This window comes from Streptomyces coelicoflavus, from assembly GCF_003112555.1.
Lineage (GTDB): Bacteria > Actinomycetota > Actinomycetes > Streptomycetales > Streptomycetaceae > Streptomyces > Streptomyces coelicoflavus.
This window is the reverse complement of sequence record NZ_BEWB01000006.1, coordinates 198,796-213,661: the sequence shown is the minus strand read 5'-3', so window position 1 is coordinate 213,661 and position 14,866 is coordinate 198,796. Positions and strand designations below refer to the sequence as shown.

At 74.5% G+C, this 14,866-nt stretch carries 16 protein-coding genes and 1 pseudogene; 3 read left to right on the top strand and 14 right to left on the bottom strand.

Translation table 11 applies throughout. The features are described 5' to 3' along the window. Positions 1-274: 274 nt before the first annotated feature. The gene (locus Sco07f_RS15895) at positions 275-1,024 is read right to left on the bottom strand and encodes a polysaccharide deacetylase family protein (protein ID WP_108988194.1); all 750 of its coding nucleotides are present in this window, start codon (positions 1,022-1,024) and stop codon (positions 275-277) included. Further along, positions 1,021-1,977, bottom strand: coding sequence for a polysaccharide deacetylase family protein (locus Sco07f_RS15890; protein WP_167468113.1), 957 nt, complete (start codon positions 1,975-1,977; stop codon positions 1,021-1,023). The genes Sco07f_RS15895 and Sco07f_RS15890 overlap by 4 nt, the downstream gene beginning before the upstream one ends. Positions 1,978-2,067: 90 nt before the next feature. Between Sco07f_RS15890 and Sco07f_RS15885 the strand changes: the two genes are divergently transcribed. After that, entirely contained in the window at positions 2,068-3,258 is a 1,191-nt protein-coding gene (locus Sco07f_RS15885) for a class I SAM-dependent methyltransferase (RefSeq protein WP_167468112.1), read from the top strand. A 5-nt stretch (positions 3,259-3,263) separates the two neighbouring features. Here Sco07f_RS15885 and Sco07f_RS15880 read toward each other — a convergent pair whose 3' ends face one another. The 8 genes and pseudogenes from Sco07f_RS15880 to tsaB all read right to left on the bottom strand — a co-directional run bounded on the left by Sco07f_RS15880 (position 3,264) and on the right by tsaB (position 10,071). After that, positions 3,264-4,523, bottom strand: coding sequence for an RNA polymerase sigma factor (locus Sco07f_RS15880; protein ID WP_007443953.1), 1,260 nt, complete (start codon positions 4,521-4,523; stop codon positions 3,264-3,266). 61 nt (positions 4,524-4,584) lie between these two features. Further along, positions 4,585-4,941 (bottom strand): YciI family protein, encoded by a 357-nt coding sequence (locus tag Sco07f_RS15875; protein WP_007443951.1) that lies wholly within the window; start codon positions 4,939-4,941, stop codon positions 4,585-4,587. A 110-nt stretch (positions 4,942-5,051) separates the two neighbouring features. Continuing rightward, positions 5,052-6,098, bottom strand: a complete 1,047-nt coding sequence (locus Sco07f_RS15870; RefSeq protein ID WP_108988192.1) for an LCP family protein — start codon at positions 6,096-6,098, stop codon at positions 5,052-5,054. A 132-nt stretch (positions 6,099-6,230) separates the two neighbouring features. Next, complete coding sequence (locus Sco07f_RS15865; RefSeq protein WP_007443948.1) at positions 6,231-7,280, bottom strand: LacI family DNA-binding transcriptional regulator; 1,050 nt, start codon at positions 7,278-7,280, stop codon at positions 6,231-6,233. A 230-nt stretch (positions 7,281-7,510) separates the two neighbouring features. Continuing rightward, positions 7,511-7,759, bottom strand: a pseudogene (locus Sco07f_RS15860) (hypothetical protein); the annotation flags it as partial. Then, positions 7,756-8,895 carry a tRNA (adenosine(37)-N6)-threonylcarbamoyltransferase complex transferase subunit TsaD gene (tsaD, locus tag Sco07f_RS15855; protein WP_007443958.1) on the bottom strand — a complete coding sequence of 380 codons (1,140 nt, stop codon included), beginning with the start codon at positions 8,893-8,895 and terminating at the stop codon, positions 7,756-7,758. The gene tsaD and the pseudogene Sco07f_RS15860, both read right to left, overlap by 4 nt. Beyond that, on the bottom strand, positions 8,888-9,421 hold the full coding sequence (rimI, locus tag Sco07f_RS15850) for a ribosomal protein S18-alanine N-acetyltransferase (protein ID WP_007443957.1): 534 nt from the start codon (positions 9,419-9,421) through the stop codon (positions 8,888-8,890). The genes tsaD and rimI overlap by 8 nt, the downstream gene beginning before the upstream one ends. Next, on the bottom strand, positions 9,418-10,071 hold the full coding sequence (tsaB, locus tag Sco07f_RS15845; RefSeq protein WP_007443956.1) for a tRNA (adenosine(37)-N6)-threonylcarbamoyltransferase complex dimerization subunit type 1 TsaB: 654 nt from the start codon (positions 10,069-10,071) through the stop codon (positions 9,418-9,420). Before tsaB ends, rimI begins: the two co-directional genes overlap by 4 nt. Before the next feature lie 191 nt (positions 10,072-10,262). Between tsaB and Sco07f_RS15840 the strand changes: the two genes are divergently transcribed. Then, entirely contained in the window at positions 10,263-10,817 is a 555-nt protein-coding gene (locus Sco07f_RS15840; RefSeq protein WP_007443955.1) for a hypothetical protein, read from the top strand. Between the two features lie 70 nt (positions 10,818-10,887). Here Sco07f_RS15840 and Sco07f_RS15835 read toward each other — a convergent pair whose 3' ends face one another. From Sco07f_RS15835 to alr, 4 genes are all read right to left on the bottom strand, one after another. Further along, positions 10,888-11,106: a hypothetical protein gene (locus Sco07f_RS15835; protein WP_063789569.1), complete on the bottom strand. Its 219-nt coding sequence runs from the start codon at positions 11,104-11,106 to the stop codon at positions 10,888-10,890. Positions 11,107-11,307: 201 nt separating this feature from the next. Next, positions 11,308-11,778, bottom strand: a complete 471-nt coding sequence (gene tsaE / locus Sco07f_RS15830; RefSeq protein WP_256975340.1) for a tRNA (adenosine(37)-N6)-threonylcarbamoyltransferase complex ATPase subunit type 1 TsaE — start codon at positions 11,776-11,778, stop codon at positions 11,308-11,310. A 70-nt stretch (positions 11,779-11,848) separates the two neighbouring features. Continuing rightward, positions 11,849-13,114, bottom strand: a complete 1,266-nt coding sequence (locus tag Sco07f_RS15825) for an alpha/beta fold hydrolase (protein WP_167468111.1) — start codon at positions 13,112-13,114, stop codon at positions 11,849-11,851. A gap of 113 nt (positions 13,115-13,227) precedes the next feature. Beyond that, entirely contained in the window at positions 13,228-14,403 is a 1,176-nt protein-coding gene (gene alr / locus Sco07f_RS15820; RefSeq protein ID WP_108988190.1) for an alanine racemase, read from the bottom strand. An 89-nt stretch (positions 14,404-14,492) separates the two neighbouring features. Between alr and Sco07f_RS15815 the strand changes: the two genes are divergently transcribed. Further along, positions 14,493-14,864 carry a holo-ACP synthase gene (locus Sco07f_RS15815; RefSeq protein ID WP_007445727.1) on the top strand — a complete coding sequence of 124 codons (372 nt, stop codon included), beginning with the start codon at positions 14,493-14,495 and terminating at the stop codon, positions 14,862-14,864. Positions 14,865-14,866 lie beyond the last annotated feature (2 nt).

Below are 14,866 nucleotides of genomic sequence, written 5' to 3'. Positions count from 1 at the left end.
CGTCGCGGGTGCCGGACCTGCCCGTCGCGTAGTTGGCACTCTCCAGTGGGGAGTGCCAGAGCCGAGACTATGACTGCGATTAGCACTCGGTCAAGCGGAGTGCCAATGCCAGCGGCGCGTCGGCGGGGTTTTCGGGTGAACGCCGGTTCGTGGAGGCACCCTGCGTGGGTGTCGGAGTCGCTGGGGGCTGCCGCCCCCAGGCCCCCGCTTCGGCCTGGACGGCCTCGTCCTCAGGCGCCGGACGGGCTGGATCGTGCCGGTCGGCATCGAGGAGTCACAGGTACTCCTCCAAGTCGCCCACCCTCAGCCCCTGCTCCTCGATCGTCTCCAGCAAACGTTCCGTGCGGGCCGTCAGGTTCGTGGCCGTCGGGTGGTCCGGGTCCACGGCGATGATGTCGCCGGGGTGGAGGCGGTGGTCGCCGCGGGTGTAGGTGAGGTCGCCCGCGGCGTCGAGGGTGGCGCGCCACAGGACCAGGGCGGTGATGCCGCAGTCGGCGGCGGCGCGCAGGGTCGTGGTGTCGTACGTGCCGTGCGGCGGGCGGAAGAGGCGGGCGCGGACGCCGAAGCGGGACCTGAGCTTGGTCTGCTGGCCGCAGATCTCGGCACGCTGGCCGGCGTAGGGCAGGCCGCGCAGGGAGCGGTGGTCGAGGGTGTGGTTCTGCAGGCTCGCGCCGAACGGGCGCAGCCCGGCAAGGTCGCCGTACGCCGGTCCGGCGACGGTGTCGGTGAGGAACAGGGTGACCGGGAGGCGGCGTTCGCGGATCAGGCCGGTGAAGGCGGGGTCGCGCTCGGCGCTGTCGTCGTAGGTGAGGAAGACGACCGGGTCGTCGGTGCGGACGTGGTCCACGACGGGCGGCAGCCGACGGCCGCGGTCGGCGTCCTGGGCCGGGTCCCCGGCCGCCGCCGCGTGCTCGGTGGGGGCGGCGGCGAGCCGGTCGCAGGCGGTGAGCGGGAGCAGCAGGAGCAGCGGGAGCAGGAGGGCGGCCGGGGCGGCGCCGGCCGGGCGGGACCGCCCTCGCCTCACAGGTAGTCCTCCAGGCGGGCCACCGCGTATCCGTCGGCGGTGATCCGGTCCAGGAAGCGGCGGACCATGTCGGTCATGGTGCCGTCCCAGTCGTTCTCGCCCCGGAAGTGGGTGAGGACGATGTCACCGGGGTGCAGGTCCTGGTCCCACTCGCGGTACTCCCAGTGGTCGACGTACACCTCCTCGCTCCAGATCGGGGCGTACTTGATCCCGCAGGACTTGGCGGCCCGCAGGGTGTCGCGGTTGTAGTTGCCGAAGGGCGGGCGGAAGAGGACGGGGCGCTTGCCGTAGCGCTTCTCCATCACGTCCTGCATGCCGCAGATCTCCCGCTTCTGGTCCTCGTAGGAGAGGCCGGGGAGGTAGGGGTGGCTCAGGGTGTGGTTGTTGAGGGTGACGCCGCGGGCCTGCATCTTCTTGAAGTAGCCGTAGTCGTCCTTGATCTCCTCGTCGGTGAGGAAGACGGTGTACGGGATCTTCAGCTCGCTCATCATCTTCAGGAACGCCGGGTCCTTCTCGGCGCCGTCGTCGATGGTGAGGAAGACGACCTTCTCCTTGGTGGGGACCGTGGTGAAGACCGGCGGGAGGCCGTCCTCCTCCTGGCCGTCGACCTCGAAGCCCTCGCGGGCCTTGATCTCCGGCTTCTTCTCGGGGGGCGCGGGGGCCGTCAGCGGGACCTTCTTCAGGTCCCAGCGCTTGGCGGCGGCGGCCAGGGCGGCCCGCGCCTCGCGCGCCTCGGCCGCGGCGTCGGCCGCGCGGGCCGCGGCGGCCTCCGGGCCCTGCCGGCCGGCGGCGCCCCCCTCCCCGTGGCCGTCGCCCCGCGCACAGCCGCCGGCGAGGGCGGCGACGGCCAGGACGGCGGTCGCGGTCACCGCGCGCCGGCGGAGTGCGGGACGAGGCGCCCGGGAGACGTGCCGCGACACCCGACTTTTGTCATTTTGTACGACTTCTCGCATGGTGCCGGATCCTCGCAGTCCCCGGCCGCCGAACCCGGCCCGACACCGCGCCGGAGGCACACCGTCCACCGACTGGCCCACAATGAGTCGGTGAACGACCTGGACTCCCTCCTCGCCCTGCTCGCCCCCGAAGGCCGCGCGCTCCTCGACGAGGTGCGCGACACCGACCCCGCCCGGGAGTTGGCGGTCGCCACCCGGCTGCGGCGCGCGCATCCCGCCGGGCTGGTGTCGGCGGCACTGGGGCAGGCCCGGCTGCGGCAGCGGGCGGTGGCGAAGTTCGGGGCCGAGGACGCCGGGCGGATGTTCTTCACTCCGAACGGGGTGGAGCAGTCGACGCGGGCGAGTGTGGCGGCGTACCGGGCGGAGAGCCTCCGGGCGCTCGGGGTGCGGTCCGTCGCCGACCTGTGCTGCGGGATCGGCGGCGACGCGATCGCGTTCGCCCGCGCCGGGATCCGGGTCCTCGCCGTCGACCACGACCCGGTCACCGCCGCGGCGGCCCGCGCCAACGCCGACGCGCTCGGGCTCGCCGGCCTGATCGAGGTGCGCGAGGCCGACGTGACGGAGGTGGACACGGCCGGGTACGACGCCGTGTTCGTCGACCCCGCCCGGCGTTCCTCCAAGCGCGGCCGGATCTTCGACCCGGAGGCGTACTCCCCGCCGCTGTCCTGGGCCGTGTCCGCCGCGCTCGGGGCGCCGCTCGGCCTGCTGAAGATCGCGCCCGGCATTCCCCACGAGGCGATCCCCCCGGAGGCGACGGCCGAGTGGGTCTCGGACGGCGGGGACGTCAAGGAGGCCGTGCTGTGGTTCGGCCCGGACGTGACGCCGGGGGCGCGGCGGGCGACGCTGCTGCCCGCCGGAGCGGGGATCTACGCCACGCCCGCGACCATGCTGCCGGACCCCGGAGCCCGCCCGGTCGGGCGGTACCTGTACGAGCCGGACGGCGCCGTCATCCGGGCCCACCTCGTCGCCGAGGTGGCCGAGGACCTGGACGGCGGGCTGATCGACCCGACCATCGCCTACGTCACCGCCGACGAAGCGCACCGCACGCCGTACGCCACCGCCTACGAGATCACCGACCAGCTCCCGTTCAACGTCAAGAAGCTGAAGGCGCTGCTGCGGGAGCGCGGGGTCGGGACGCTGACCGTGAAAAAGCGGGGCTCGGCGGTCGAGCCGGAGGAACTGCGGAGGAAGGTCAAACCGCAGGGGCCGAACGCCGCGACCGTGTTCCTGACGCGGGTCGCGGGGGCGCCGACGATGCTGATCGGGCACCCCGTCCGGTAGGACGGCTAGCGGGCCTCCGTCTCCCGCGCCCGGCGCCGCAGGAGTGCGCGTTCGCGGGCGTTGCGGGTCAGGGAGGCGGCCCGTTCGAACTCCTCGCGGGCCTCGGCCGTGCGGTCCAGGCGGAGCAGGAGGTCGCCCCGGACGCTGGGGAGCAGGTGGTAGTCGCGCAGGGCCGGCTCCGCGGCGAGGGCGTCGACGAGGGCGAGTGCGGGGGCCGGGCCCTCGGCCATCGAGACGGCGACGGCGCGGTTGAGTTCGACGACCGGAGACGGGGCGCGGGCCGCGAGCAGGCCGTAGAGCGTGGCGATGCGCGGCCAGTCGGTCTCCTCGTAGGTGAGGGCCGTCGCGTGGCAGGCGGCGATCGCGGCCTGGAGGACGTACGGGCCCGGGGCGGCGGAGCCGGTGGCGGCGTGGGCGTGGCCGAGGGCGGTGATGCCGCGGGCGATGAGCAGGCGGTTCCAGCGGTGGCGGTTCTGGTCGCGCAGCAGCACCGGCTCGCCGTCGGGGGCGGTGCGGGCGGCGGTGCGGGAGGACTGGAACTCCAGCAGCGCGGCCAGGCCGTGGACCTCGGGTTCCTTCGGCATCAGGGCGGACAGGACGCGGGCCAGGCGCAGGGCGTCCTCGCACAGGGCGGGGCGGAGCCAGTCGTCGCCGGCGGTGGCCGCGTAGCCCTCGTTGAAGATCAGGTAGATGACCTCGAGCACCGAGCCGAGGCGGGCCGCGCGGTCCGGGCCGTACGGCACCTCGAAGGCGACGTTCTTCCTGGCCAGGGTGCGTTTGGCGCGGACGATGCGCTGCGCGACCGTGGGTTCGGGTACGAGGCAGGCGCGGGCGATCTCGGGTGTGGTCAGGCCGCCGAGCAGGCGCAGGGTCAGGGCGATGCGGGCCTCGGCGGACAGCACCGGGTGGCAGGCGGTGAAGACCAGCCGCAGCAGGTCGTCGTCGATGTCCTCGGGGTCGGCGGGCTCCTCGGGCGGGGGCGCCGAGACGGGCAGGTCCCGGCCGATCTCCGCGAGCTTGCGGGCGTAGGTCTCCCGGCGCCGGATCAGGTCGACGGCGCGGCGGCGGGCGGTGGTCATGAGCCAGGCGCCCGGGTTGTCGGGCACGCCGTCCCTCGGCCACTGCTCCAGGGCGGCGACCAGGGCGTCCTGGGTGAGTTCCTCGGCGATGCCGACGTCCCGGACGAGCCGGGCGACGCCGGCGATCACACGGGGCGACTCGAGCCGGAAGACGGTTTCGAAGGCTGCGGCGGGCTGTGCTTCCACAGCCCACCATGCAACACCCTCGGGACGCCGGGACAAAGCGGGAACCGGCGCCCCGCGTCGCTCAGCCCTCCATCAGCTCGCGGACCTCGCAGGTGACCGTCCAGTGGTCCTCGTGCACCTTCAGGAACCGTTTGGTCCACTCGACCGCCTCGGCCAGGTCCTTGGCCTGGAGGAGGGAGTAGCCGCCGACGACCTCCTTGGTCTCGGTGAAGGGCCCGTCGGTGACGGAGATCCGCCCGCCCTCGTAGTGGACGCGGGTGCCCTGGGCGGTCGGGGTCAGGCCGGCCGTGTCCAGCAGGACGCCGGCCTTGGTCATCTCCTCCATCAGCTTCTCCATCCGCTGGATCAGCTCGGGACTGGGGCCGCCGGCGAGGGCGTCGGACTCCTCGATGCGGATGAGGGACAGGTAGCGGGGCATGGTGGCTCCTCGGGTGGTTCTGCCGCCGGGCTTCTCCCGGCCTTTCACCCTTGCGTCGAACGGGCCCGCCGCGGATCGACACACGCCGGGAAGATTCTCCGGGACGTCCCTCAGCGCAGCGATTCCCACAGCTCGGCGGCGTCCGGCTGGTCCGCCACGACCCGGTTGGGGTCGGCGGGGGCGGGCAGCACCGGCATCGTCAGCGTGCGTACGTCGTCCGCCTCCAGGCCGCCGAGGCTGCGGCCCAGGTTCATCAGTTCGCCCAGCGAGTCGAGGCCGGTGTCGGTGGTGAGGCTGCCGGTGAGGGCGTCGGCGACCTGGTAGAGACGCGCGGGGTCGGTGAGCAGGTCGGTGGCGGAGATCTGCTCGAGGAGCGCCTTGACGAGCTTGTGCTGGAGCCCTATCCGGGCGAGGTCGCTGCCGCCCTCCAGCCCGTACCGGGTGCGGGCCAGGCCGAGGGCCTCGGTGCCGTCGAGGTGGTGGGTGCCGGCGTCCAGGTGCAGGTGGCTCTTGTCGTCGTCGATGTCCGCGTCCGTGGTGACGGTGACTCCGCCGAGCGCGTCGACCAGGTCGGCGAAGCCGGAGAAGTCGACCTCGACGTAGTGGTCCATGCGCACGCCGGTGAGCGACTCGACGGTCTTCACGGCGCAGACCGGCCCGCCCAATTCGTAGGCCGTGTTGAACATCGCGCCGCTCGCCGCCCTGGTCGTACCGCCGGACGGCAGCGGGCAGGAGGGCCGCTCGACGAGGGTGTCGCGCGGGATGCTGACGACGGTGGCGGTGGTGCGGCCCGCGTCGAGGTGGACGACCATCGCCGTGTCCGAACGGGCTCCCCCGCTGTCGCCGCCGCCCAGCTCCTGGTTCTCCTCGCCGCTGCGCGAGTCGGAGCCGAGGACAAGGAGGTTCAGGGCGCCGGTGGGCACCGGGGACGCGGAGGGCGAGGCGGAGGGGACGGTGACGGGGCGCGCGGGACGGTCGTCGCCGAGCGCGCCGTTGATGTCGACGCTTTTGATGTTGCCGTTCAGGTGCAGGTAGGCCCAGCCCGCCGCCCCGGCGCCGAGCAGCAGGGCGCCGGTCAGGGCCAGGCCGGCCGCCCTGAGCCCCTTCCGGCGGCCGTCCCGGCCGTCCCGGCCCTCCTGCCCGCCCCGCGCCGCCATGCGTCAGCTCCCGCCCTGCCCGTCCCGTTCGCGTCCCCACCGGATGCCCCGCCGGAAGGAACATAAGTCCGAATTATTGAAACTGGAACAGGTGGGCCGGACTTCTGCGGAAATTCTCAGACTGGCGGCTTGTCACTCCCGGGGCGGCGCCGTACTGCTGCGCACCTCCAGGCTGGTGGCCAGCTCCACGCGGGTCGCGGTCGGGGAGCCGTCGTCCCGCCCGAGGTCCAGCACCAGCCGGGCCGCCGCCTCGGCCATCTCCATCAGCGGCTGCCGCACGGTCGTCAGCGGCGGCCCCACCCAGCGGGCCACCGGCAGGTCGTCGAACCCGACCACGCTCAGGTCCTGCGGGATGCGCAGCCCCAGCTCGCGCGCGGCCTCGTACAGCCCGAGCGCCTGGAGGTCGTTGCCGGCGAAGACGGCCGTCGGCCGGTCCGGGCGGCGCAGCAGTTCCAGGCCCTGCCGGTAGCCGGCCTCGTGGTGGAAGTCACCGGTCACGATCAGGCCGGGGTCGACCGGCAGCCCGGCCGTCTCCAGGGCGGCCCGGTAGCCGTCGACGCGGGCGCGGCTGCACATCATGCGCGTGGGGCCGCTGATCGCGCCGATGCGGGTGTGGCCGAGGTCGACCAGGTGCCGGGTGGCGGCGAGGCCGCCCTGCCAGTTGGTGGCGCCGATGGACGGCACGTCGGCGCCGGGGTCGCCGGCCGGGTCCATCACCACGAACGGGATGGACCGGCTGGTGAGCAGGGCCCGCTGGGACTCGTCGAGGCCGGACAGGACGAGGATCACGCCGTGCGGGCGGCGGGCGGCGACCTGGTCGGCCCAGGTCCGGCCGGGCGTGAGGCGGCCCGCGCTCTCGGAGAGCACGACGCTGAGCCCCGTGTCCCGGGCCACGTTCTCCACGCCCCGGATGACCTCCATCGCCCAGGCGCTCTCCAGCTCGTGGAAGACCAGGTCGATCAGGGGAGACCGGGTCGACTCGGCCCGCCTGCGCCGGTAGCCGTGTACGCGCAGCAGCTCCTCGACGCGGGCCCGCGTCGAGGGGGCGACGTCGGCACGGCCGTTGAGCACCTTCGAAACAGTCGGTGCGGACACACCGGCCTCGCGCGCGATCTCGGCGAGGGTCGCGGTCTGCGCGGACCGCTTTCGCGTCGGGGTTTCAGCGGGCTGCGGGGATGTCATGGCGGCGATCGTAACCCCATGGGGCCGCCTGACGAAGGGGTCGCCTCAGCAAGCTCTCCGGAACATTCGCCGGGATACCCGAATCATTCGACCGGCCGGTCTGCCTCACCGCGGGCCGACTGGTCTCCGTCACCCTCGGCCGACCGGCTCTCGTGGCCCCCGGCCGGCCGGCCCTCGCCGTCCCCGGCCGGCCGGCCCTCGCCGTCCCCGGCCGGCCGGCCGTCGTCGCCGTCGGCCGACTCGAACCGCCACCGGTGCACCGCGCGCGCCACCAGACCCTCGTCCGGTTCGGGCAGCTCCGGGAGTTCGGCGTCGTACGCGGCGTCCCACCAGGTGATGACGAGGACCCGGTCCTGCGGGGCGCGCAGGGTCTCCCGGCGGGCCGGGGTGCCGGCGAGCGGCTGCGCCCGGGCCCAGGCCAGCAGCTCCGCGCCCCGGCCGGGAAGCGCCCGCGCCTCCCACATCAGCGCGACGGTCACGAGTACAAGTTCTCCTTGCTGACCTCGTGGACGTGATCGTGGCCGTGGTGACCGTGACCGGTGCCGTGGCCGTGCGTGTGACCCTGTCCCGGCACGTGCGGTTCCGTGACCGGGAGGGAGGAGTCGGCCGACAGGTCCCAGTCGGAGGCGGCCCGGTTCCGGGCGACCATCTCGGCGCCGAGCGCGGCGACCATCGCGCCGTTGTCCGTGCACAGCTTGGGGCGAGGCACCCGCAGCCGGATCCCGGCCGCCTCGCAGCGCTCCTGGGCCAGGGCCCGCAGCCGCGAGTTGGCGGCCACGCCGCCGCCGATCATCAGGTGGTCGACGCCCTCGTCCTTGCAGGCCCGCACCGCCTTGCGGGTCAGCACGTCCACGACCGCCTCCTGGAAGGAGGCCGACACGTCGCGCACCGGCACCTCCTCCCCCGCCGCCCGCTTCGCCTCGATCCAGCGGGCCACGGCCGTCTTCAGACCGGAGAAGGAGAAGTCGTACGCCGCGTCGCGCGGTCCGGTCAGACCGCGCGGGAAGGCGATCGCGTTCGGGTCGCCCTCGCGCGCGTACCGGTCGATGACCGGGCCGCCGGGGAAGCCCAGGTTGAGCACCCGGGCGATCTTGTCGAAGGCCTCGCCGGCCGCGTCGTCGATGGTGGCGCCGAGGGGGCGGACGTCCGAGGTGATGTCCGTGGACAGCAGCAGGGAGGAGTGCCCGCCGGAGACCAGCAGGGCCATCGTCGGCTCGGGCAGCGCGCCGTGTTCCAGCTGGTCGACGCAGATGTGCGAGGCGAGGTGGTTGACGCCGTACAGCGGCTTGCCCAGCGCGTAGGCGTACGCCTTCGCCGCCGAGACGCCGACCAGCAGGGCACCCGCGAGGCCGGGTCCGGCGGTGACGGCGATGCCGTCGAGGTCGCGCGCGCTCACCCCCGCCTCCTTCAGGGCGCGGTCGATCGTCGGCACCATCGCCTCCAGGTGGGCGCGGCTGGCCACCTCCGGGACGACGCCGCCGAAGCGGGCGTGCTCGTCGACGCTGGACGCGACGGCGTCGGCCAGCAGGGTGGTGCCGCGCACGACACCGACGCCGGTCTCGTCGCAGGAGGTCTCGATCCCCAGGACGAGAGGCTCGTCGCGTGAGTCAGCCATGGTTGTCGGTTCCTCGTTCGGTTCCCGGTACGGAGGTGGAGGGGTCGGTCAGGCGCATCACCAGGGCGTCCACGTTGCCCGGCTGGTAGTAGCCGCGTCTGAAGCCGATGGGCTCGAAGCCGAAGCGCTCGTACAGCCGCTGGGCGCGGGTGTTGTCCACCCGGCACTCGAGCAGCACCTCGGCGCACTCGAAGTCGGTCGCCGCGCGCAGCAGCTCGGTCAGCAGCCGGGCACCGAGGCCGGTGCCCCAGTGGTCGCGGGCGACGGCGATGGTCTGCACGTCGGCCTGCTCGCCGGAGGCGACCAGGCCCGCGTAGCCGACGACCCGGCCGTCGTCCTCGGCGACCAGGTACCGCCGGGACGCCCCAGGACCGCGCGCGTGGGCCAGCTCGGACCAGAACATCCCCCGGGACCAGGCGTCCTCCGGGAACAGCTCGCGCTCCATGAGGAGCACGGGGTCGATGTCCCACCAGCGCATCTCGCGCAGCGCGGCGGGGGCGGACTCGGCGGTGGCTGACTCGGTCACTTGGGGGTGACCACCTTGTAGTTCTTGGGGACCTGGGCGTCGGGCCTGCGCAGGTACAGCGGCCGGGGCGCGGGCAGCTCCTCCCCCGCCGCGAGCTTCTCGGCGGCCAGCCGGGCCAGGGCGGCGGCGGACACGTGCTCCGGCTCGTGCGCCCGGGGGAAGGTGTCCGGGTAGAGCAGCGCGCCGGCGCCGACGGCGGGGAGGCCGGCCACCTGCCCGGCGATGTCGGCGGGGCGGTCGACGGCCGGGTCGGTGAGGCGGGTGCGGGAGTCGGCGTACCGCGCCCAGTAGACCTCCTTGCGGCGGGCGTCGGTCGCCACCACGAAGGGGCCCTCCAGGTCGGCGGCGAACGCGAGGCCGTCCAGCGTGCACACGCCGTGCACGGGCACGCCGAGCGCGAGCCCGAAGGCGTCCGCGGTCATCAGGCCGACGCGCAGCCCCGTGTACGGGCCGGGACCGGTGCCGGCGACGACGGCGGTGACGGCGTCGAGCCGCAGGCCTGCCTCGGCGAGCACCCGGTCGACGGCGGGCAGCAGCAGCTCACCGTGGCGGCGGGCGTCCACCTGGCTCGACGAGGCGATGACGTCCGTACCGTCGTGCAGCGCGACGGTCACGGCGGGCGTGGCGGTATCCAGAGCGAGCAAGAGCACGCAAACAGCCTACGGCGCCGCGCGGCCCGCGCCGGACGCCCTGTGGACAACTCCGGGGACGCGCGGCCGGCCCACCCCCGCCACCCCGTGTCGCACTCCGCGTCCACCCGCTCACGTACTGCTACCGTCGCCCGGTAGTACGGAGCACGGAGCACTCAGGTCGCACGGGTACGACGACGAGGTGGTCGCCAGTGGCAAGCAGCAGCGCCGGTATCGTCACCGGCCTCGTCACGGCGGCCCTCGTGACGGTCGGCGTCCTCGCCCACCAGGCGTCCGTCGGCGCCCCGGCCGACCTCGACCGCTCCCGCGCGACCGTCAGCCCCGCCCCCGGCGCCGTCAAGGCACCGCGCGACCGGCGGCACCCCGACGCCCTGCCCGCGAGGTCCGGAACGGGTGAACGGGTGGTGTACTCGGTGGACGACGACCGCGTGTGGCTGGTCGGCCCGGCGAACAAGGTCCTGCGCACCTACGAGGTCACGCCCAGTACGGTCGACCCGGCGCCGGGGACCTACCGGGTCACCTCCCGGTCCAACCGGGTCACCGGGTCCGACGGCGTCCCGGTCGAACACGTGGTGCGCTTCACCAGCGCCGAGGGCGTGGCCGTCGGGTTCAGCGCCGCGGTCGACGGCTCGACCGCGAAGCCCGACCCGGACCGGCGCACCGGCGGCATCCGCGAGTCGCGCGCGGACGGCGACGCGATGTGGACGTTCGCGACGATCGGGCGGCAGGTCGTCGTCGTCCCCTGACGGGGCGCGGGCGGCGGGCCGCCGCCTCGCCCCTCGTCGCCCCCTGACGGCACGCGGGCGTCAGGGGGTGTCAGGCGGCCTCGCGGTGGTCGCGGCCGTCACCCGCGGCACGGTGGCCGGGCCGCTCGCGGACCGGCCGGCGCGTCTCCGGCTCCGGGGCGCGGGGCGGCGTCGAGACCGCCGTCGCGGCGGCGCAGGAGGCGAGCAGGTCGCGCATCGACACCCCGGCGGACGCGGGCGACTGGGACTCCGGACGGCCCTGCGGCTGGGCCTGGGACATGGACGACATGGACGCCTCCTGAAGCTCGGGGGCGGGCGCAGTAAGGCATGCCTAACTACGAGCTGAGTACCATGTCACCACGGGCAACGCCCGGAACGCAATCTTTTGCCGACGCCTTGTCGGAAAATCCCGCACGGGAGGCGCGCGGGGGCGCGCCGAGGACGTACCGGGGCCGCGCCGAGGACGTACCGGGGCCGCGCCGGGGGCGGCTCAGCCGGCGAGGACGCTCACGTCGGCCCCGGCCCACCGCTCGCCGAGACCGGTCACCGTCACGTGCCGCACCTCGTCGGTGGTGTCGCCGACGGCCCGGTCGATCCGCAGCCGCAGCCGGTCCTCGGTCAGCTCCTCGACCTTGCCCTCGCCCCACTCGACCACGATCACCGAGTCGGACAGGGAGACGTCGAGATCGAGGTCCTCCATCTCGTCGAGCCCGCCGGACAGCCGGTAGGCGTCCACGTGGACGAGCGGCGGACCGTCACCGAGCGAGGGGTGCACACGGGCGATCACGAAGGTCGGGGAGGTGACGGCGCCGCGCACGCCGAGGCCCTCGCCGAGACCGCGGGTCAGGGTCGTCTTGCCCGCGCCCAGCTCGCCGCTGAGCATCACCAGGTCACCGGCGCGCAGCAGCTTGGCGAGCCTGCGGCCCAGTTCCCGCATCTGCTCGGGCGAGGTGACGGTGATCTCGACGTCGGGGGCCGCGATGCCGGGGGCCGCGGCGTCGGAGGACGGGCCGGAGGAGGGACCGGAGGGCTCAGCCGGGCCCTGCGCTGCTGCTGGTGCTTCCATAGCCGTCCACGGTAGCCGCTGCGGGCACGGCGCCCGCGCGGGCGAGCAGGTCGGCGAGGCGGTCCGTGACCAGCTCCGGGTGCTCCAGCATCACGAGGTGACCCGCGTCGGGGACGAGCACCAGCTCCGCGTCCGGCAGCAGGCCGGCGATCGCCTCGCTGTGCTCGCTCGGCGTCACCAGGTCCCGCACTCCGGCCAGGACGAGCACGGGCAGGTCCGCGAAGCGGGCGAGGGCCTCGGTCTTGTCGTGGTCGTTGAAGGCCGGGTAGTACTCGGCGACGACGTCGATCGGCGTTGACTCGATCATCCGCTCCGCGAACCGGGCCACGGCCGGGTCGACGTCCCGGGACGCGAACGAGTACCGCTTGATGATCCCCGCGAACAGGTCGGCCGTCGCCCGGCGCCCCTTCTCCACCAGCTCGGCCCGCTGCCCCAGTGCCTTGAGCACGCCCGGCAGGACCCGCCGCACCGCGTTGACCCCGGCCACCGGCAGCCCGAAGTTGACCTCGCCGAGCCGCCCGGACGACGTGCCGACGAGGGCGACGCCGACGACTCGCTCGCTGATCAGGTCGGGGAAGGCGTCGGCCAGGGCCATGACGGTCATGCCGCCCATGGAGTGCCCGACCAGCACGATCGGGCCCTCGGGCGCCGCCGCGTCGATGACGGCCTTCAGGTCGCGGCCCAGTTCCTCGATGCTGACCGGCCGGCCGTCCCGGGTCTGGGCCACCCCCCGGCCGGACCGGCCGTGGCTGCGCTGGTCCCAGTGGACGGTGCGGACCACGCCCCTGAGGGCCGCCCGCTGGAAGTGCCAGGAGTCCTGGTTGAGGCAGTAGCCGTGGCTGAAGACGACGGTGACGGGCGCGGGCGGCCGGCGGCCGAACAGCCGTCTGCGGCGCGGGGCGCGGTGGACCTCGGCGTCGGCCTCCGGATCGAGGTCGTCCACCTCGTAGTACAGCTCGGTGCCGTCCTCGGCGTACGCCGTGCCGGGGGTGCCGCGCAGTCCGCCGTAGGGGCCCGCCGAGTCCAGGGCGAGGCGGGCCTTCTGGCGCATCCCGCGCCCGACGGTGAGCCGTTCTATCGCCACGCCGGCCGCGGCGCCCGCCGCGACCACGCCTATCGCGACGCCGGCGATGCCGGTCGCCCGGCGCCAGCCGCCCGCGGCGACCTCGCTCGCGGCCTCCGTGGCGGAGGCGACGGCCGCCGCGACGGCCTCCCCGTTGCTCTCGCTCACGTGCACCGCTCCTCTTCACCGGACTCGCCGGGTTCGCCGGGTTCACCGGGCCGCTGTGCGCCTGCCCGCTGCCGATCGCCGTTTCACCTGACCGCGCGCCGCCGGTACGGCCGTCACTCGTTGACGTAGACGCGCGGGACGCGGCTTCCGATCCGGGTGACGATCTCGTACGCGATGGTGCCCGCCGCCTGGGCCCAGTCCTCGGCGGTGGGCTCGCCGCGGTCGCCGGGGCCGAACAGTACGGCCTCCGCGCCGGGCTCGGGCCGGTCCCCGCCCAGGTCGACGACGAACTGGTCCATCGCGATCCGCCCCGCGACCGTGCGCCACTTGCCGTCGACCAGGACCGGGCCGGTGGAGGAGGCGTGGCGCGGGACGCCGTCCGCGTAGCCGAGCGGGACGAGGCCGAGGGTGGTCTCGCCGGGGGTGGTGTAGTGGTGCCCGTAGCTGACGCCGTGACCGCCGGGGACCTGCTTGACCAGGGCCAGGGAGGCGGCCAGCGTCATCACCGGGCGCAGCCCGAAGTCGGCGGGGACGCCGATCTCGGGGCTGGGCGAGATGCCGTACATCGCGATGCCGGGCCGCACGAGGTCGAAGTGGGCGTCGGGGAGGGTGAGGGTGGCCGGCGAGTTGGCGATGTGCCGCACCTCGGGGCGCAGGCCCTGCCGCTCGGCGTGGGCCGTCATCTCCCGGAAGCGGGTGAGCTGGGCGGCGATGGAGGGGTGGCCGGGCTCGTCGGCGCAGGCGAAGTGGGACCAGAGCCCGGTGACCCGCAGCAGCCCCTCCCCCTCGGCCCGCAGCGCGGCCCCGACCAGGTCCTCCCAGTCCGCGCCGGGCTGGCAGCCGCCCCGTCCGAGCCCGGTGTCGGCCTTGAGCTGTACGCGTGCGGGCATCCCGGCCGCCCGGGCGGCCGCGACGACCTCCTCCATGGCCCACATTCCGCCGACGGACACGTCGAGACGGGCCTCGACCGCCTCCCGCCACGGTCCGCCGGGCGTCCACAGCCAGCACATGATCCGTACGTCGTCCGGCAGCCCGGCCGCCGCCGACCGCAGGGCGAGCGCCTCCTGCGGTGTGGCCGTGCCGAGCCACGTCGCGCCCGCGTCGACGGCGGCGCGGGCGCAGCGGAAGGCGCCGTGGCCGTAGGCGTCCGCCTTGACGACGGCCATGAGGGCCGCGCCGGGGGCCCGTTCGCGCAGCGCGCGGACGTTGGCCCGCAGGGCGGCCAGGTCGATCTCGGCCCGGGCACGCAGTACCGCGTCCGCCTCCGGCCGGGCAGTTGTCTCGCTCATCGTGCCCCCAGTCTCTCAGAGCACCCGGCCGCCCCCGTCGCACGCCGCCGGGGAGGGGCGGGTGCCCGGCAGTGGTTAGGGTGCCCGGCATGAGCATCATCGGGGTCGGTATCGACGTGGCCGAGGTCGAGCGGTTCGGGGCGTCGCTGGAGCGCACACCGGCCCTGGCGGGGCGGCTCTTCGTGGAGAGCGAGCTGCTGCTGCCGAGCGGTGGGCGCCGGGGCGTCGCCTCGCTCGCCGCCCGCTTCGCGGCGAAGGAGGCGCTGGCCAAGGCGCTGGGCGCACCGGCGGGGCTGCTGTGGACGGACGCCGAGGTGTACGTCGAGGACAGCGGACAGCCGCGGCTGCGGGTGACGGGGACGGTGGCGGCGCGGGCGGCGGAGCTGGGCGTGGCCTCCTGGCACGTCTCGCTGAGCCACGACGCGGGGATCGCGTCGGCGGTGGTGATCGCGGAGGGGTGACG